The organism is Chitinophaga sp. CF118, from assembly GCF_900112615.1.
In the GTDB taxonomy this organism is placed as follows: Bacteria; Bacteroidota; Bacteroidia; order Chitinophagales; family Chitinophagaceae; genus Chitinophaga.
Window position 1 is genome coordinate 146,812 of record NZ_FOMK01000002.1, and the last position, 19,776, is coordinate 166,587.

The 19,776-nt window shown below is 39.3% G+C and carries 16 protein-coding genes and 1 riboswitch; of the genes, 11 read left to right on the top strand and 5 right to left on the bottom strand.

What is annotated here, in order from left to right:
• Position 1: 1 nt before the first annotated feature.
• From BM176_RS08915 to BM176_RS08925, 3 genes are read right to left on the bottom strand one after another with little or no spacing between them, the layout of a single operon-like run.
• On the bottom strand, positions 2 to 3,259 hold the full coding sequence (locus BM176_RS08915; RefSeq protein WP_090101986.1) for a SusC/RagA family TonB-linked outer membrane protein: 3,258 nt from the start codon (positions 3,257 to 3,259) through the stop codon (positions 2 to 4).
• Between the two features lie 57 nt (positions 3,260 to 3,316).
• The gene (locus BM176_RS08920; protein WP_090101989.1) at positions 3,317 to 4,321 is read right to left on the bottom strand and encodes a FecR family protein; all 1,005 of its coding nucleotides are present in this window, start codon (positions 4,319 to 4,321) and stop codon (positions 3,317 to 3,319) included.
• A gap of 54 nt (positions 4,322 to 4,375) precedes the next feature.
• Positions 4,376 to 4,921: an RNA polymerase sigma factor gene (locus BM176_RS08925; RefSeq protein ID WP_090101991.1), complete on the bottom strand. Its 546-nt coding sequence runs from the start codon at positions 4,919 to 4,921 to the stop codon at positions 4,376 to 4,378.
• A gap of 390 nt (positions 4,922 to 5,311) precedes the next feature.
• On the opposite strand from BM176_RS08925, the gene BM176_RS08930 reads away from it, so the two are divergent.
• Positions 5,312 to 5,803 carry a hypothetical protein gene (locus BM176_RS08930; protein ID WP_090101993.1) on the top strand — a complete coding sequence of 164 codons (492 nt, stop codon included), beginning with the start codon at positions 5,312 to 5,314 and terminating at the stop codon, positions 5,801 to 5,803.
• A 153-nt stretch (positions 5,804 to 5,956) separates the two neighbouring features.
• On the opposite strand, the gene BM176_RS08935 is transcribed toward BM176_RS08930, so the two are convergent.
• Positions 5,957 to 6,724 carry a hypothetical protein gene (locus BM176_RS08935; protein ID WP_090101995.1) on the bottom strand — a complete coding sequence of 256 codons (768 nt, stop codon included), beginning with the start codon at positions 6,722 to 6,724 and terminating at the stop codon, positions 5,957 to 5,959.
• Positions 6,725 to 7,299: 575 nt separating this feature from the next.
• On the opposite strand from BM176_RS08935, the gene BM176_RS08945 reads away from it, so the two are divergent.
• The 5 genes from BM176_RS08945 to BM176_RS08965 all read left to right on the top strand — a co-directional run bounded on the left by BM176_RS08945 (position 7,300) and on the right by BM176_RS08965 (position 12,140).
• The gene (locus tag BM176_RS08945) at positions 7,300 to 7,761 is read left to right on the top strand and encodes a response regulator (protein WP_090101999.1); all 462 of its coding nucleotides are present in this window, start codon (positions 7,300 to 7,302) and stop codon (positions 7,759 to 7,761) included.
• 32 nt (positions 7,762 to 7,793) lie between these two features.
• Positions 7,794 to 8,888, top strand: a complete 1,095-nt coding sequence (locus BM176_RS08950) for a hybrid sensor histidine kinase/response regulator (RefSeq protein WP_177230349.1) — start codon at positions 7,794 to 7,796, stop codon at positions 8,886 to 8,888.
• A 48-nt stretch (positions 8,889 to 8,936) separates the two neighbouring features.
• Positions 8,937 to 10,187, top strand: coding sequence for a PAS domain-containing protein (locus BM176_RS08955; RefSeq protein ID WP_090102002.1), 1,251 nt, complete (start codon positions 8,937 to 8,939; stop codon positions 10,185 to 10,187).
• A gap of 37 nt (positions 10,188 to 10,224) precedes the next feature.
• Positions 10,225 to 11,343 (top strand): sensor histidine kinase, encoded by a 1,119-nt coding sequence (locus BM176_RS08960; RefSeq protein ID WP_090102004.1) that lies wholly within the window; start codon positions 10,225 to 10,227, stop codon positions 11,341 to 11,343.
• Positions 11,344 to 11,504: 161 nt separating this feature from the next.
• A complete protein-coding gene (locus tag BM176_RS08965) occupies positions 11,505 to 12,140 on the top strand; it encodes a hypothetical protein (RefSeq protein ID WP_090102006.1) in 636 nt (211 codons plus the stop codon).
• Here BM176_RS08965 and BM176_RS08970 read toward each other — a convergent pair.
• Positions 12,101 to 13,390 (bottom strand): cobyrinate a,c-diamide synthase, encoded by a 1,290-nt coding sequence (locus BM176_RS08970; RefSeq protein ID WP_090102008.1) that lies wholly within the window; start codon positions 13,388 to 13,390, stop codon positions 12,101 to 12,103. The genes BM176_RS08965 and BM176_RS08970 overlap by 40 nt on opposite strands.
• A 44-nt stretch (positions 13,391 to 13,434) precedes the next feature.
• Here BM176_RS08970 and BM176_RS08975 point away from each other — a divergent pair, with 44 nt between their 5' ends.
• From BM176_RS08975 to BM176_RS08995, 5 genes are all read left to right on the top strand, one after another.
• The gene (locus BM176_RS08975) at positions 13,435 to 14,889 is read left to right on the top strand and encodes a cobyric acid synthase (RefSeq protein WP_177230350.1); all 1,455 of its coding nucleotides are present in this window, start codon (positions 13,435 to 13,437) and stop codon (positions 14,887 to 14,889) included.
• Positions 14,889 to 15,899, top strand: a complete 1,011-nt coding sequence (locus tag BM176_RS08980) for a pyridoxal phosphate-dependent aminotransferase (protein ID WP_090102010.1) — start codon at positions 14,889 to 14,891, stop codon at positions 15,897 to 15,899. Before BM176_RS08975 ends, BM176_RS08980 begins: the two co-directional genes overlap by 1 nt.
• Complete coding sequence (cbiB, locus tag BM176_RS08985) at positions 15,884 to 16,801, top strand: adenosylcobinamide-phosphate synthase CbiB (RefSeq protein WP_090102012.1); 918 nt, start codon at positions 15,884 to 15,886, stop codon at positions 16,799 to 16,801. The genes BM176_RS08980 and cbiB overlap by 16 nt, the downstream gene beginning before the upstream one ends.
• Positions 16,802 to 16,803: 2 nt before the next feature.
• A riboswitch (cobalamin riboswitch) is annotated at positions 16,804 to 17,009 on the top strand.
• A 128-nt stretch (positions 17,010 to 17,137) separates the two neighbouring features.
• Complete coding sequence (locus BM176_RS08990; protein ID WP_090102014.1) at positions 17,138 to 17,476, top strand: (2Fe-2S) ferredoxin domain-containing protein; 339 nt, start codon at positions 17,138 to 17,140, stop codon at positions 17,474 to 17,476.
• Positions 17,477 to 17,503: 27 nt separating this feature from the next.
• Positions 17,504 to 19,774 (top strand): TonB-dependent receptor, encoded by a 2,271-nt coding sequence (locus tag BM176_RS08995; RefSeq protein WP_090102016.1) that lies wholly within the window; start codon positions 17,504 to 17,506, stop codon positions 19,772 to 19,774.
• The last annotated feature ends 2 nt before the right edge of the window (positions 19,775 to 19,776 follow it).

Below are 19,776 nucleotides of genomic sequence, written 5' to 3' on the forward strand. Positions count from 1 at the left end.
ATTAGAATGTAATATCAAAACCACCAGAGTATTGTTTAAAGAAAGGATAATCTCTTCCTCCTGCATCATTAGCACCTGGGCTCACTTGTTCAGGATCTATGTATTTGGTTTTCATTTTTGTAAAAGTGAGTAGATTCTGACCTGTGAAATACAAACGTAGTTTCTGCATCTTCCATCTTCTAACCAATGATGTTGGCAGATTATAACCAACTGTCAGGTTCTTTAAGCGGATGTAGGCCAGGTTCTGCAGGTATTTATCATTATTTACGGATAACTCACCACCGGGATATGCAGCATATCCTCTCAACAATGGATAATAAGCATTGGGATTGTTTTCACTCCATATCTGGCTTTCGAAATCTTTAGGTACAAAAGAAGCATATGGTCTGCCATAAGGGCCCCAGAATTTGGAAGATTCTACGTTAGGATACCAATTTTGTTTTCCGATGCCCTGGAAGAATAAAGACAAATCAAAATTATTCCAATTGAAAGCAGCATTAAAGCCAAAGGAATATCTAGGCAATGAATTCCCGATACGACGCAGATCTCCGTGATCAGCAAGAGTATTTTTTCCCTCGTTCACAATTTTATCGCCATTCAGGTCTTTAAATTTCAGATCACCGGCATGCAGCTTGCTCCATTCGCCAGGAGAAGTGAGGCGTTGGTCCCTATCCACATAATCCTGATTAATTGCCCAGTTTTGTGCTTCTGATTCTGATTTAAAAAAGCCGTCAATGCTATAGCCCCAGATTTCGCCTAATTGCTGACCTACATAATGATTGCTCAGCAGGTTTTCAGGGTTATCGAATTTGGTAATCTTAGCGGTATAATCTGATAACACGACACCAACATTGTAAGAGAATGGTTTGCCAGCCAGTTTGCCATGATCCTGCCATTTTACCGATACTTCAAAGCCTTTGGTCTGTAAGTCTCCTGCGTTTTGCAGCGGAGAAGCTGCGCCAAACACGGAGGATAATGTTTTACCTGGGATCAGCATATTCGTAGTTTTCCGACTATACCAGTCGTAGCTGACCTGAAGGCGGTTTTTCATAAACCCTACATCGATACCAGCATTTGTGGAAGCTGATCTTTCCCATGTAAAATTTGGTGTTATAGGATCCGGCACACTTAATGTTTGTGTTTGGTTACCGTTAACTATCCATTTGCTTAATGTGCTGTTCATTACAGGCACATACGGATACAGGTTATCATTTCCTACATCCTGGTTACCCAGGGAACCATAAGAAGCCCTTAACTTAAACTCATTCATTACATTCTTTAAGCCTGAGAAGAAAGCCTCTTCACTGATGCGCCATCCGGCAGAAACAGAAGGGAAGAAACCGTACCTCTGATTAGCAGGAAAACGGGAACTACCATCATAACGACCATTCAGCTCCAGCAAATATTTACCTTCGTAATCATAATTAATACGGGCAAAGTAGCCCAGTAATGCCCATTCAGCAGCGTTTCCGGCAACGGTGGTTGCACCTGTACCAAGATCTATCTGGTTCAGGTCTTCAGATAACAGATTTTGTCTTGCTACGGAATTCAGTTTGTATTTCTGCAACTCCATGTTGTACCCGCCTACCACTTTCAGATTGTGTTTACGCAGACTCTTTTCATAAGTAGCAAAGAGGTTTACAGAATGATGCTGATCGAGATGTACATTCTCACTTAACTGGTCATTTCCTGCTTTATTGATGATACCAGGATTCACAGACCAGGGGATAAATGCGGTACGCTGATAATCGGAATACGGATCCAGCTGATAAGCGTAATTACCGGTAAGGGATAAGCCTTTCAGGATAGTAGCATTAAACCCCACTGTATTGGTGATATTATAGTTTTTGTTACCACCATGAGATTTACCATTTTGCAAATCTGCATACTCGTACGCACCATAATTATTAAGATTTGTTCTGAAGGTAAAAGTACCATCAGGGTTTTTAGGTAGATAAGAAGCCATTGCATGGTTATACAGACCAGTCATATTCTGATTATAACCCGGCCAGGTATAATCGTTCGCACCAAATTGTGTATTGCTGTAAACAGTTAACCAAGGTGCCAGATGAACATTGATCTTTGCCCTGAAGTTATAGGCATTATAGATATCCTGTTTCAGATAACTCTGAAACATTCCTTTCTGCTGGTAGTATCTGCCGGATAATAAGAAATCCACTTTATCACTACCACCACTCATACTGAAATGGTGTTCTGTACCGGGCTGACTTTTTCTGAAAAGGAAATTCCACCAGTCTGTGCTACCATAATATACATATTGGTTTTGTCCGTTACGGTTTTGAAGCACTACGGAGGGCAGGGATTTATCTGTTTGTCTTTTTTTCAGTTCTGCATAATCATCCGCATTGTAGCCGGTATAGCTGTTTCCCACGTTGCGGGAGAAAGCAATATCTGCCAGGTTCACTTGTGTATAACCATCGGTGATAAAGTCGGTTCGGGTAGTATTTTTCTGGGTACTTAAGCTGGTACCGTAGTTAATACTCAGCGCACCTTTTTTAGCCTGTTTAGTAGTAACCAGGATAACCCCGAATGCCCCTCTTGCGCCATAGATTGCAGCAGAAGCAGCATCTTTCAAAACGGTGAGTGTTTCGATATCCTGAGGATTCAGCATGTCGATATTACCGGGTACCCCATCAATAAGGATGAGCGGAGAACCGCCAGAGTTGGTGATAGACGCATAACCACGGATGTTGAAATTACCGGTACTTCCCGGATGACCATCGCCAAAGGTGATATTCAGGTTAGGAATGGCTCCCTGTAATGCCTGGGCCACGTTTGACACTGGTTTGTCTGCAAATGTTTTTGCATCAACCTGGTTTACAGCACCGGTCAGATTCACTTTTTTCTGTGTACCATATCCAACTACAACTACGTCATTCAGTCCGATACTTTTTTCAGTTAATCTTACCAGGAGTAAATTCTTACCTTTATTTTCCACAGTAAAATTCAGGTAGTCATTCTTTTCATATCCCATGATGGAGAAATGAAAGTCGTACTGTTTACCTACCTCGAAATTGCGGAATATAAAATCCCCATTGGGATCGGTAAGGGTATTAAATTTTTGTCCACTTCCCTTTTCAATAGCCTGTACGGCCACGCTGGGCAATGATTCACCTTTTACAGTGAGCACGGTACCGTGAACGTCTGATACCCCATTCTGAGCTACCGTTCGTTCTCTCATGAACATAATAAATAACAGGCATACAATGCCCTTGAACAGCGTTCTTGCTTGTCCCATTTTGATTAATTTTGATTAATTTTTTATGATCAGATGCTACTTATAGGGAAAGAAAATTTATTGAATGATAAATACTCCTTCTCTGGAGATCAGTGTCAGATTATTTATTCTTGTGATAGTTTTTAATATCAGCTCCACTGGATCGGAGGCCAGTACTTTCCCTGAAAAATAAACGGATGAAATGCTTTGTTCATCATATTGAATGGTGATATGATACTTGTGTCTGAATAATTCCAGTACATCTTTCAGTGGTGCATTATTGAACACCATGTTATCATCATAGATACTTATGCCCTTTTGCTGAACAGGTACAGGTAATATGTTATTATGTATTCCTTCAAAACGGCTTACCTTTTCTTTATGTGTTACATAACTATATACCAGTTCCTCTCCGGGGCGCAGGCAAACTTCTTTGAATGCGTTATCCGTTTTTCTAACTACCACTTTACCGGAAAACAGTCTTACCTGTAAGTCGTGCGACTGTTGTGCAGACACCATAAAAGATGTACCCAGTGCGATGGTAGAAAAGCCGGCAGCATTTACAATAAAGGGTTTTTCCCTGTTTGCGGTTACTGTGAATGATGCTTTCCCTTCCAGGTATAATGTTCTGTTATTATTGTTATATACAGTTGAATCATATTGCAGAAATGCCCCAGGCTCTAATGTGATGATTGATCCATCAGTCAGTTTTATCCTCATTTTTTTATTTGCCGGCGCATTATAAGAGATCCCGTTTATTGCATGTTTATTTTTCAGAGAAGCGATGGGAGTAACTTTCCTTTCATTTCTTCTCACTATGAAGAGGGAGCAAATCAATAACACACTAGCTGCAACTGCTATTTTCACCCAGGTCATGTTTCTTACCCTTGTTTTGCTACCAAAAGTATTGGCATGAATGGCAATCAGCATTTCTGCCTCATACCCGTTACCTGTAAATGGGGTATTTCCCCACTCTTCAGAATCGGTTTCCTGTGCAAGGAGCAAGTCCATTACCATTTTCGCTTCATCCGGCGTACATGTCCCATTGTAAAACTTATCTAATAATGCTTCTTCCCGTTTCATATGCGTTTATATATACACCACGAATGATGGTTGTCCCCTACCGGTAACAATTCCTTAACAAACCAGTATCACGAATACGATCACCAGTTCGGCAGATAGTACCCTCATATGCTGATGTGCTTTAGTAATATGGTTTTCCACTGTCTTTACGGAAATGGATAATTCTTCAGCAATTTCTTTGTTGGATAGTCCTTTGTGTACTTTGAGCAGGATAATTTTTTTGCGGACGGGGGATAATTTTACGATAATCTTTTCCAGGTAATCACTAACCTCAAAGTGGCTATAAGATTCAACATCTGACTGTTCTTTAGAATAATTCGTATCTCTTAGTTTCCGTCTGTTTTCCAGGCGGATATGGTTGATGAGGATTGACTTAGCGATAATATACACCTGTTTTTCCAATGGATGCTGTTCTGACAAACTTTCCCGGTAGTGATATAAACGGATGAAACATTGCTGGGTAAGGTCTTTTGCAACATCCGTCTGACCGGTTTTTTTAAGAAAATAATTAAAGACTCTCCTATTTAGCAGGTGATACATTTCTACAAAAGCATGTTCATCCCCTTTCTTTATTAGCAGAATATCGGTTGGCTTATTCATTGCAGACCCTTTACTTTGTGGCACCTGCAAAGTTAGAAATATGATATCGGGAGGTATATTACCTTCTTATTAATATTTTTGGGCTAATTCCTTTATAAAAATTACCTTTAAATCCCCACCTAAAGAATTTTTTTTCTAAAACGAAAAAAATAATTATCTGCAAAAACGCTCCCCCTGTAAAAGCTTCTATAAATACTTAATCCAGTAGAGATAAACTCATCCTACGTTCATCCTACGTTTTTTTCGTAGGATAAACGTAGGGTTCCGGCCTATAAAGTAATAAACCGTTACTATACCCGCTTATAAAAGTGCGCGGATAAAGCGAATCTCTGCACTTATCATGCACCTTTTGTTTCGAAAAAATCATTAAATTTAATAAAAGACAAAACAATGGCTAAGTGGGTACGTGAGGAACCTCCTCCTTTTACGGGTACAAAAGATGGCGTTACTGTTTATCAGTTACCGGATGGTCTGTACTATGCCCGCATGCAAAGTTCTATCACCGGTAAACGGATAAAGAAAGACAAGGCTTTTGCCAACTTCAGGAGAAGTTCGGGAAGGCTGAGTGAGGGCTCCCGTATCGCATCCCAGCTTTACCGGCAGTTACCCGTAAAGAATCATAAGGTGTACAGGGAAATGACCGGGAAAGCCATTTTAGGGCTGAAGGAAGGCCTTTCAGCGGAAGTCATCACAGCTAACCTTTCCAGGGAATACCTGCCTGTTATAAAAAAGGTAAGCAAAACAGTGGTGCCTGTTGTACGTAAATCTACCCCAAGGCTCTTTAAAACATTGCCATTCAAGACCTTTATAAGAAAACAGAACCAGATTAAATTACCCGATAATACAGCCCCTGCCAAGGAGGTCATGATTTTACGGGAGTAGACAAACTGCGCGGTATATACGGGTGAAAGCAGGGATAAACCAGGATGATCTATGGGATTAAGCAGGATGAAATATGATGGATTCCATCAGATACAACGTAATAGCTAACCTGGAGAACATCCAGATAATATACACCTACAGCAGCGCCGGCGGTTACCGCTTACTAAAATACATATCGAATGATTCTTTCACGTCCTGGATATCTTCGAAAGTTGGTCTTATAAATCCGAGTGATGGTGTATCAAGATCATGGATTGTGTTTATGATAAGGATACTTATAATCATGAAGATAACAGCCGTAATATGTAACTTGTTATGGTGAATTTTATTAATAAAACCCATGAGCACCCCTATCAGTAATGAAAAAATTACCAGGATCAGCAGGATCAGATGTGGAGTATTTTCATGGTAGGAATACATTAACCTGTAATAAACATCCTCCATCTGTTCTATCAACCCTATTAGTTCATTCACCTCATGCTCTCTTTCCGGAGATGATCTGGCATACTGGATAAGATAAGTATCCAGGTTATTATCAAGCGTTTCTATTTTATTGATGGATTGATGTACAACTTCACGTGATGACTGAATCTCACCAAGCAAAATTTCAAACAACCGGCTATAATAGGGTTTTAACTTCTCCTTCAACTCAGGGTCGTACAATTCACTCTTACGGATCAGCAAAGCCATTCTATCACCAGTGTCATGAATATACACCATTCTCTCCCGGTGATGACTCGCCGCCTGTGCCAGGGAAAAAGAGATTAATAAAGCATAAAAGCCAACCATACCGTTTTCCACACCCAGCAGCTTCCACTCATATTTTCTTTTAAGCGCCCGTTTGGCAAAGAAAGCCCCTACATATAGGCTTGCCAGTAACAATAATGGGTATATTACCAGGTAAAAGAGAAGTGAGTTCATATGGAAGAATTAGATATTTGAAATCGCTTTTATATCTTCTTATAATTCTCATGATTCTGTGGAGAAAATTTCTATCCTTACACTTAAATACCTTGCAGGCTTCTTCAATATTCCAAAGATAATAATACATTCTTTAAAGCAATCACATGCGTATAAACCTCAAATAAATACCAATTCAATAAAAATAAAAGTTACATTAGAGTTGCAACTCATAATAATCAACTTCTTCGTTTCAAAGTTTTATAGTACAGATCTAAATAAAAAGATCTTTACATATGAAAATTCTCAAAACAAATCATGTAGTAATCTTGTTATTAAAATTGTAAGAAGATTTATTCTTATTGTCTTATCTGCAATCTTCTTTGTTTTAAAGTAAAATTTAAAACTCCTTCTTTCCTTTAAAATATGAAATAGTTCTGCTGTAAAACATCACAGCTGTTATTTCGCATTCCATACAGTACATTAAATATAATCCCCAGAAGATAATCATAAGTTATTAGATACATTTCAACGATTTCACTTCTGAAAAACAAATTAGCTTACCGGAGAATCAAAAACTTTAAATATTTCCCTAAATGGAAAAAATAGAAATTCTGTTAATAGAAGATAACTTAAATGATGCTGAAATGACTATTCGGGCATTAAAAAAGAATAATCTGGCTAATAATATTATTCATTTAAAAGATGGTGTATCAGCCCTGGATTTTATCTTTTGCACGGGAGAATATAGTAGGAAAGATCCAAAAAATAAACCGAAGCTGATTCTTCTGGACTTAAAAATGCCGAAAGTGAATGGAATTGAAGTGTTGCGCAAGATTAAGGCTGACGAAAGTACTAATACAATTCCTGTGGTAGTTTTAACTTCTTCTAAAGAAGATCCGGATATTCGAATCTGTTATGATTTAGGTGTTAACAGTTATATAGTCAAACCTGTTGAATTTGAAAAATTCACAACCGCAATATGCGAAATAGGGCTGTATTGGTTAATACTAAATGAATATATTCCGAAAGCACAAGTGACAAAAAATTCTGCTTAGACATATCAATGATTAAGAGGGATCAAACAAAAATGAACCAGCTAATAAAAATGTTACACCTTGAAGACTCTCCAACAGATGTTGAATTAATTGGATATGAATTAAGAAAGTGTGACTTTGAATTCGAAAGGTTAGTAGTTAGCGATAAGGAAGGCTATGTAAAAGCGCTTGAAAGCTTTTGCCCGGATATTGTTTTATCTGATCATTCTCTTCCTTCGTTCAATTCATTGAAGGCCTTTGCAATCTTACAGGAAATCAACGCTAATATCCCATTTATACTTATTACTTCCAGGATGTCGGAAGAATATGCAGTTGAAATGATGAAAGAAGGCTTTGATGATTATATTTTTAAAGACCGTCTTCAACGACTCCCAATTGCAGTGAAAAAAGCCATAAATAAAAAAAATGAGGAAAAGCTTAAACAGTTACTTGCCAGAGAAAGAGAAATAAGCGAAATGCGATTGAAGTTTGTTTCACTGGCATCTCATGAGTTCCGCACTCCGCTAGGGACAATTTTATCCTCAAGTTTTCTTCTTTCAAAATATGTTAACACAGAAGATCAGGGCAAAAGAAGAGTACATATAGACCGAATAATAGCATCTGTAAACCTACTGACTGAAACGTTGAATGATTATCTTTCTATCAGCAAAATTGACAATCAAAAATTAAGGGTTTATTACTCCAGTTTTAGTATAACAGATATAACTTCAGCTATTGTAGATACCATGAGATTATCCAGTAAAGAAGGGCAAACTCTTATATATGACCACGAGGGGTTGGATTTAGTAGATTTAGATTCAACTCTTTACAATGCAATACTAACGAATCTAATATCTAATTCCATTAAGTATGCTAATGAGGATGGGCTAATAAATGTCAGAACAATAGTTACCAATTCAACATATATATTATCTGTAAAAGATAACGGAATAGGAATTCCTAAAGAAGAAATTCCGTTGTTGTTCGAATATTTCTTTCGTGCATCTAATGCAGCTAATATTAAGGGAACAGGGCTAGGGTTATACATTGTACGTAGATATATTGAACTTATGAATGGCGTTATAGAATGCAAAAGTGAGTTAGGTACCGGAACTGAATTCATCGTACAATTCAAACTGAATAACTAACTGCAGTTCAAAAAATCACGCTAATTTATACTACCAAAACTTTTGTAAATGAATACCAAAACAGAACAAAGTACTAAAGAAATACAATCACACCTGCAGTCGCATCTAGCCGCCATTGTAGAATCTTCCGATGACGCAATTATCAGTAAGACGATGGATGGGCTTATTGTTTACTGGAATGTTGGAGCCGAACGGATATTCGGATACTCCTCTCTGAAGGTATTGGGGAAATCCATCAATATTCTTGCTCCACATGAAACAGATGAGCATAAGCAACTATTAAAAAAATACAAAAAAGGTGAGAAATTAGAACACTATGAAACACAAAGAGTCAAAGAAGACGGTTCAATCATAGATGTATCCTTAACTATTTCTCCCATTTTAGATGGCAAAAAAAAGGTTGTTGGATTTTCAACCATAGCGAGAGATATTACAAAGCGGGTTCTTTATTCTCAATATGCAAGAAGCTTGATTGAAGCAAGTTTAGATCCGTTGGTTACCATTAGCGCGAACGGAAAAATTACAGATGTAAATGAGGCTTCTGTAAAAGTTACAGGTCTTAATCGCGAAAAACTAATAGGAACGGACTTTTCAGATTATTTTACGGAACCAGAAAAAGCAAGAGAAGGCTATCAACAGGTTTTTGAGAAAAGTTTTGTTGCGGACTACCCTTTAACTATCAGACATATTAGTGGAAAATTAACTGATGTCTTATATAACGCTTCGGTTTATAAAGACGACAGAGGTAATGTACTTGGTGTTTTTGCTGCTGCACGTGATATTACCACACAAAAACAAGCGTCACAGTATGCCAGAAGTTTGATAGAAGCAAGTTTAGACCCATTGGTTACCATTAGCGCAGACGGAAAAATTACGGATGTGAATGAGGCTTCTGTAAAAGTAACAGGCATTAATCGCGAAAAACTTATAGGAACAGACTTTTCAAATTATTTTACAGAGCCTGAAAAAGCGAGAAAAGGTTATCAGCAGGTATTTGAAAAAGGGTTTGTTGCAGATTACCCTTTGACCATCAGACATATAAGCGAAGAATTGACTGATGTGTTATATAACGCCTCCGTTTATAAAGATAACAAAGGCAATGTACTTGGAGTTTTTGCTGCTGCGCGTGATATTACTACACAAAAGCAATTAGCGGAAAGAGAAGTTGCAGGACGGGAAAAAGAATTAATGCGATTGGAGGAATTGGAAAGATTCAGAAAATTGACTGTAGGAAGAGAATTGAAAATGATTGAATTGAAAAAGGAAATTGAAGAATTGAAAAACTTAAAATCAGTTTAAGAAAAACAGAACCATTTTAAAATTTAAAAAGAAATAAATGCGCAATTTCCATCCTCGGAATAAAATATCCCATACCGATTTCAGGGAATTTAAAAATATTCCGCCAACAAATGATGCAAATGTTCTTCAAGAGCAAATTAATCTGATGGATATGCAAAAAGCATTATTAAATATTTTAGATGATTATTCTGAAGAGAGATACAGAGCTGAAGATACACAAAGAGCTTTACTGAACATATTGGAAGACTCTGCCGCTGACAAAATAAATATGGAAAATATTCAGCGTGCCGTACTTAATATTCTGGATGACTATTGCGAAGAGAAATATCTCGCAGAAGACACACAAAGAGCTTTACTGAACATATTGGAAGACTCTGCCGCTGACAAAATGAATATGGAAAATATTCAGCGTGCTGTTCTTAATATTCTGGATGATTATCTGGAGGAAAAAATAAAAGTAGAAAGTATTAATATCGAATTAATTTCTGTCAATAAAGAATTAGAAGCATTTTCTTATTCTGTTTCCCACGACTTACGGGCACCGCTTCGTGCTGTAAATGGATATGCACAAATATTGAATGAAGATTATGGAACAAAATTGGATACTGAAGGAAAACGAATTATAGAAACCATCAGTCATAATGCATTAAAAATGGGAACACTGATAGACGAACTACTTTCGTTTTCAAGACTTGGGCGTAAGGAATTGCAAAAGACGGAAATTAACATGAATGAATTGACAGAAAAAATTTTAATTGACCAGAATATATCAATTTCTAATACGGTAAAAATAAAGATAGGCAAATTGCACAATGTAAAAGGTGATTACGGTTTACTTCACCAGGTGATGTTCAACCTTATTTCAAATGCACTAAAATATTCTTCAAAAAAAACACATCCCTTTATAGAAATTTTCTCAGAAGAAATAAAAGATGAAATTATTTTCTCTGTAAAAGATAATGGTGCGGGATTCAATATGGAGTATTATGATAAACTTTTTGGAGTATTCCAACGGTTACACATGCAGGATGAGTTTGAAGGAACAGGAGTAGGACTAGCGATTACACAACGCATCATAATGAAGCATGGAGGGAAAGTATGGGCAGAGGGAATAGTTGATAATGGAGCAACATTCAATTTTTCGTTAGCAATATAAATTAAAATAAAAGTTCCCTTAGCTTAACATTTGCCCTGGGCGCCACCATTTGCTTTGATGAATCCATAAAATCCCTAGGCAAGGGAGGTGTTTACGGAAGGCATTCCAGACCTAAAAATACTATAGGCAAAATTCTGAATCATTCATAGTATCTTTAGCATATGTTAGAACTTCCTATTACAGTAAGGATACCCACAGACCAGGAATTAGATTACCGCCCGGATCTCGATGAGATCCTGATGAAAAGGAGAAAGGCAAATATCAGGGAAGGCTATATGCTTAAGATGAATGATAACCCGCGCCTGCCCTTCAGGTTCCAGGCAACGATCAATATAGACAACAGCAGTTTATGGGAACTATTCCAGGCGCTTGCGGCAACTTTCCCTTCGAAAGTGAGTTGTGTGTACGGCCTACATGAAGATGAGAGCGCGACAACAGAACAATTACAAAAAGCCTTTGTGTTAAAGGAATTAGAAAGATATGAAAGCGAATTAACACAGGATTGCCAGCTTGAATTTGGGCTACTCTTTCATAATAAAGATGTGCTGATAGAGCTAAGTGTGAGCGAAAGTAAATATATCCGGTACTGGGGTGTGGAACTGGAACGTTTTAAGCAACTGATGCAATCATTTCAGTTACCGGCAGATGATAAGCTGGAATTTATTGATGAATATCCTAAAATAGTACTTCCGTTAAGAGAAGTGAAACAAGGTTCGAAAGCCCCGGAAACGGTGATCTATTATCTCGATCAGGCTTTTCATATCGACAGGAGCGCTTCAAATGCTTTGTTCGACTGATCCTCTCCCCAGTAAAAATGAATGTAAGAAGCTAATACGTTATTTTGTTTATAAATGGGCGTGTCTACTTTGATGCCCTTTGCGTTCTGCACCTCTCCTACCCGTTTTATACTGCTTAATTCCTTACAGGTTGAATAATGAAACTCATGGCCTTTAAAGAAACTATTTACCGTGCGATAACCCAATGATAGTTTAGCCTGTTCCATAGAGGTATTTATATCCAGGAACCCGGCCATTGGGTAACTATTGCCATCTTTATCTGTAATAGATTTCCCCAGGTACATCATACCACCACATTCAGCTATTACTTTTCCTCCGTTATTACAATACCTGAGCATTGCTTCTTTCATTTCCGTATTAGCGGATAATGCTTCCAGGTGAAGCTCGGGATATCCACCAGCGAGATATAGCAGGTCTGTCTCCGGGAGGATGGTATCATGGATGGGGCTAAAAAAAGAGATTGTTCCCAGCCGTTTTAATACTTCTATATTTTCATAATAAGTGAAGTTAAAGGCATCGTCTTTTGCTATAGCTATTCGTAGTTTACCCGTTTGCGGTAGATCGGGTTTTTCAGGGATAATTGCTATTTCTGTTGCAGTGATAGCAAGCAGTTTTTCAACGTCTACCGTTTTACTGATTTGTGCGGCGATAGCGTCATAATCATGCTCAGTAGAGATTACCAGTCCCAGGTGGCGAGAAGGAATCTTTACCAGATCGTTCGCAGGGACGTATCCCAGAGCTTCTATACCTACATCTTCACAAGCCTCTTTTAAAAACCGGTAATGGCTTTCTGTATTGACGAAGTTGAAGATGACGCCGACAATATTTATGGAGGGGTTAAAATGTTTAAAGCCGAAAAGTAAGGGAGCGGCGGAGTAAGCCATTGCTTTAGCGTTTACCACCAGGATCACAGGCAGGTTGAGCAGAATGGCTATTTCAGCACTACTGCCTTTCATCCTGTCGGCCCCATCAAATAGGCCCATGACACCCTCTGTGATTGCTACATCGGCATGATTGCTATATTTATTATAGAGTGTTTCCACATGTTTGGCACTCATCATAAATGTATCGAGATTGATACTCTGAGTGGCAGCTGCTAATGAGTGGTGTTTTGTATCTATATAATCCGGTCCGCATTTGAATGGTTGTACCTTTAATCCCTGGTTATGCAGTAGCCTTAACAAACCAAGTGTTAACGTGGTTTTACCGGAGTTACTCGATGGTGCAGCAATTAAAAATCGGGATCTCATTCGGGCAAAGATAGTACATTTGCGAGATTAATTTTTTCGACCAGATGCAAAGATTAAAGCCTATCATGTTTGTTGGCACAGCATCCGATGTTGGCAAGAGCATTATCAATACGGGGTTCTGCCGCATCTTTAAGCAGGATGGTTATTGGCCCGCACCGTTCAAGGCACAGAATATGTCCCTGAACAGTTATGCAACTCCGGAGGGCCTTGAAATAGGACGGGCACAGGCCGTACAGGCTGAAGCCTGCGGCATTGCCTGTAATACCGATATGAACCCGGTATTGTTAAAGCCCACATCAGAGAAAAGCTCGCAGGTAGTATTGCTGGGTAAACCAATAGGTAATCAGTCGGCCTATGATTATTTCATGGGAAACAATAAACAGGAACTCTTTAAAGAAGCGAAAGCAGCATATGACCGGTTGTCCGGAAAGTACAACCCCGTTGTATTAGAGGGCGCCGGTAGTATTTCCGAACTGAACCTGAAACACCGGGATATTACTAATATGCGGATGGCTATGCATGCCGGAGCTGATGTATACCTGGTGGCTGATATTGACCGGGGTGGCGTGTTTGGCAGTGTGTATGGCACTATTGCCTTGCTTACCCCGGAAGAGAAGCAACTGATAAAAGGTATTATCATTAATAAATTCCGGGGAGATGCCCGTTTATTTGAAACAGGGAAAAAGTTGATAGAGGATCTGTGTGGGATTCCGGTAGTAGGTGTAGTGCCATACAGAAAAGATATTCATATTGAAGAAGAGGATTCTGTAGGGCTGGAACAGAAACATCATCAGTCCTCCACTGGCAAAATCAATGTAGCCGTTGTACTGCTGAACCGCTTGTCGAACTTTACGGATTTTAATGTATTGGAAAAGGATGAAAGGGTGCATTTGTTTTATAGTAACAATCCCACAGAAATAGAACAGGCTGCAATTATTATTATACCGGGCAGTAAGAATACGATTGCAGATCTGATAGATCTTAAGAATAATGGGGTTGCGAAGGCTATTGTAAATGCGCATAAACAGGGCAAAACAGTAATTGGTATATGTGGTGGTTACCAGATGATGGGGCAGCATGTAGAAGACCCTTTTCATGTGGAAGGCAGCATAGAATTGATGCCGGGACTGGGACTACTGCCTGTGAAGACTGTATTGACAGAAGAGAAGATCACGCAACAGTGTACTTTTCACTATAAACAGGATAAGGCAACCTGTACCGGTTATGAGATTCATATGGGAGTTACGGAAAGTGACAAGCCTTTGAACCAGACAGGAACAGGTTTTGACGGTTACTTTCAGAGTGATACCTGCTGGGGAACTTACATTCACGGTATCCTGGATAATGGGGTAGTAATTAATGACCTGCTGAAGAGTGATGTAAGGATTGATAAGCCTTTTGATTATAACGTCTTTAAAGAGGAACAGTATGATAAACTGGCGGCACATCTCCGGGAACATCTTGATCTTAATTACATTTACAGTCAATTATTAAAATAATGCTAAACGGTCACGGAGACGACAGGTATCTGTTTGGTAAAGAGATTACGGCTGACTTCAGCTCTAATGTGTATTATGATGGCGTATCTGATGGATTGAAGAAGCAACTGGCAGCCAGCTTAGAGAAAGTAAATAATTACCCGGAAGCGAATGCACAAAGCCTGCAAAAATCGCTGGCAGCATGGCATGGTATTGATCCGGAGCAGGTGCTGGTGACCAATGGCGCAACGGAAGCCTTTTACCTGATAGCACATGCTTACCGTAATAAGTCTGCCACTATTATCATTCCCGCTTTTGCAGAGTATGAAGATGCCTGTTCCGCGAATGATATAGCGATACAATATCTTCTGTGGGCGGATGTTTCTGCGACGACGGTATTTAATACTGACCTTGTATTTTTCGGTAACCCTAATAATCCCACGGGGGCTATTTTTCCCAAAGGGATGATTAAAGAAATGCTTGCCGGGAACCCGGCAACAGTGTTTGTGATAGATGAAGCCTATATTGATTTTACGCGGGAACGGGCATCGATGGTGGAAAGCATAGGTAAGAATTTAATTATTGTGAAGTCTCTCACCAAAACTTATTCTATTCCCGGTTTACGATTGGGATATCTGTTAAGTGATATAGCTATCATCCAAAAAATATTAAAATATAAAATGCCGTGGTCTGTCAATGCCCTAGCCATTGAAGCAGGTATTTATATTACACAACACAGGGAGGCTTTACCGCTGGAAATATTATTACAGGATACAGCCGAATTGATTAAACAGTTAAGGCAGATTGATGGCATTACGGTGCTTGATTCTCACACTAACTTCTTATTATGCAGGACTAATAAAGGTACTGCCGCTGCGTTGAAGTTATTCCTGTTAGATACATACGGTATCCTGATCCGCGACGCCGCGAACTTCCGGAGTTTAAGTCCTGCGCACTTCCGTGTAGCCACGCAGACAAGTGATAAGAATGCATTACTGGTAAAAGGGATAAGTACATGGATGAACAGTTGATCCCTTTGGTAGCAGGCTATCTGCTGGACCTACTTCTCGGTGATCCCCGCTGGCTCCCCCATCCTATCAGGCTGTTTGGAACGATAATCGCGAAAGGGGAGCAACTGCTTAATAAAGGCAGGTATAAGTTATTAAAGGGAGCATTATTAAGTGTAACTCTATGCGCGGCTGTTTATCTGTTCTTCTATATGCTGGAGTATTATATTCCAGGTTATTATTTATTCAGTGGTATTTTTGTTTTTTACGGGCTGGCCAATAAAAGTCTTTTAGAGGAAGGCATAGCAGTATTTAATGAATTGCAGATACATGGCTTGGCAGCAGGGCGTAAACGTTTATCCTGGATAGTGGGCCGGGATACGAGCCAGCTGGATGAGAACCAGATACGTACAGCTGTATTTGAAACCCTGTCTGAAAACCTGAGTGATGGTGTTATTGCACCTTTGTTTTATTATGCCATTGGTGGTGTACCAGCAATGATGGTATATAAAATGATTAACACACTGGATTCCATGATCGGTTACAAAAAGGAACGGTACCTGTTGTTTGGCAGGTTTGCCGCCCGGTTGGATGACGTAGCTAATTTTATTCCTGCCCGGCTTACCGCTTTATTAATGGTGTTGGTTACGTTCAGTAAACAAGGATTGTTATACATTTTTAAATATGGGCATCAGCATGCGAGTCCGAATTCCGGTTACCCCGAAGCTGCGCTGGCAGGCATTATGCAATGCCGGTTTGGCGGTCCGAATACCTATGATGGAACAGTTGTACATAAACCGTATATAGGGAATGAAGCACGCCTTATTCATCATCATGAGTTAAGAAAAGTAATGTATGTTAACCATGCCGTAACCCTTGTAATGGTTGCCGGTATTATTCTTATACGGCTTTTTATCAAAATTTAATTACTTTTACGCAAGTTTTTGGTTTTTGTCGGTCCATTCAGGTACTGATAAAATTAAAAGGGAACCTGGTGAGAATCCAGGACAGTTCCCGCTGCTGTAAGTTCTATTAAAGCTTTTAACATACTACTATGCCACTGTTCCCCCGGGGAATGGGAAGGCCTTAAAAGCAGAACAAGTCAGAAGACCTGCCACAAACAATGTTTATCCAACGCTTCGGGAAAAAAGCCAGGGAGATGCAAACATCATATGTAATGTTTGTCCTGCCATTTTATTTCCTAAAGTTTTGTTTAATCGTTAACGGGTAATTAACTGTATTAAAACAATTTGTTAAAAAGTATGGCGATCAAAGATCTGACCAAAGTGCAGAAAATTGTGTTTATCTGCAATGGAGGCACCTGTTCTAACAAATCAGGATCTGATGACAACACAGCAGAATTAAGGAAACATCTTACGGAGCATGATTTGAATGATGAGGTTCACACTATACGTACCAAATGTATGGGGCAGTGTGATAAAGGGCCTATTATGTTCATTCATCCCGATGGTATATGGTATGGTGGGGTTAACTTAGAACTTACCGGAGAAATTGTAAAACAACATCTGAAGGAAAATATTGTAATAACAGAAAGTGTAGTTTTCCCTGAACAGGAAGTAAGCGTCACCAAAAACAATTAGGCCCCACCTTTATCAAGTTACCAGCGTATGAAAAGAATTTTAAGTAAGGTTACCTTATTTACTATGCTCGTTTGCAGTATAGAAGCCAAAGCACAAACCGCCAGAATCACAGGTACAGTTACTGATCACCTTGACCAGCGTGGCATACCAGGAATCAGCGTATCAATTCCCGAAGCGACCAAAGGTGTAGCTACAGATGAAAACGGGAGGTATACATTTACGCATCTGCGTGCAGGAGAATATACTATTGTATATTCTTTCACAGGATATCAGAAAACAATCAAAAAAATAATATTATCAGATAACGAAAGCAAAAAGTTAGATATTTCTCTGAAATCCGATATCATGAATCTCTCGGAGATTAACATATCAGCATCTACTACCAGGCAGGGTGAGAATAAAATGGATCTGCTGGCGATGCAACTGCAACCGGTAAAATCTGCACAGGATCTATTACGTGCTGTGCCAGGGCTGTTCATTGCGCAGCATGCAGGTGGCGGTAAAGCAGAACAGATTTTTGTACGGGGAACAGATAATGATCATGGTACTGATTTCGCTATTTTCTTTGATGACATCCCGGTGAATCTTCCCACCCATGCACATGGACAGGGCTATGCAGATATGCATTTTATGATTCCGGAAGTAACTGGAAAGGCCAGTTTTTTTAAGGGACCTTATGATGCACGGTTAGGTGATTTTTCCATTTCCGGTGCAGCATTATTTAACTCCCTTCCACGCCTGGAGACCAATGTAGCAAAAGTAGAATATGGAATGTATAATAGTCAGCGGGCATTACTAATGGTAAATGCACTGGGTAAAAAACATCTTGTAAAAAAGTGGGAAGACAATGCCTACATTGCTGCAGACTATATGTATAATGATGGTTATTTTATCAATAAGCTCCACTATAAGCGTTTCAATATTTTTGGTAAATACAATGCACACATCAGCAGAAATACAGACCTTACCTTTACGGCATCTACCTTTTCCAGCGACTGGGATGCCTCCGGACAGCTGCCTTTACGTGCGGTAGAAGCAGGCAAACTCGACAGGCTGGGGTCTGTAGATCCCTCTGAAGGAGGTAGTACTTCCCGTACAAATATCAATCTTAAAACTATCACTACGTTTAGTGATAACAGTACTTTTAAGAACCAGCTTTACTACACGAAGAATATCTTTACATTATACTCCAACTTCACCTTTTTCATGAATGATAGCATTAACGGTGATGAAATCAGGCAATGGGAAAACAGAGATCTGTTTGGCTATAAAGGTACTTATAACAGAACTGATAATATAGGCAATACCAGCTTGAGTTCTGAAGCAGGTATTACTACAAGGACGGACCTGATAAACAGAGGAAGAGATCATGTAAAGGAACGCCAGTTATTGAGTGTAGATGATGTGGGTTATGCGCAGATCACCAATTATAGTTTTTATATCAATGAAAACTGGCAGTTTCATCCTAAATGGAATTTAAACCTGGGTTTAAGGAATGATGTATTCGACTATAATTATGATGATAAACTGAATGCCGCTAATTCCGGTAGTAAGTGGGTATACCGCTTTAACCCGAAGCTGAACCTCTATTATGATGTTACTAATAATGTAACGTTGTTTGCAAAAGCTGGTTCCGGATTTCACTCCAATTTTGTACAGGCGGTAGTTGCTAAAGACGCCACAGCCAACCCGATACCCCGGTCTTACGGAGCTGATCTGGGATCGAATTTCAAGCTGGGACATCATATGGTAGTAAGCCTCACAGCCTGGTGGATGCATGTAGGCTCCGAATATCGCTTTAGTGGTGATGATGGTAGTTTTGAAGATATTGGCAATGCCAGAAAAGTGGGCGTGGATGCGTCTGTCCGCTATCAGGTTACTCCTTTTTTATGGGCCGATGTGAATGTAAATTATGCACATGGTATTTTAATTAATGCACCTAAAGGAGAAAATCTGTTGCCATTGCATCCAACGTGGAATTCTACCGGCGGACTGACCGCCAAGCTAAAGAAGGGGATTAATGCCAGTTTGCGTTACCGCTATATGGGAGACCGTCCGGCCACTGAGGATGGTACTGTAAAATCACAAAGTTATTTCATCACAGATGCTGTTATTAAATATACAAGATCAAGATTTGAACTTGGCATTTCTGCAGAAAACCTCTTCGATGTGAAATGGGCAGAAGCACAGTTTTATGATGAGTCGAGACTTAAAGATGAACCAGCACCGGTATTCGATTTTCATAATACACCCGGCACTCCGTTTTATTTAAAGGGAAGTGTGAGTGTATTCTTTTAAAC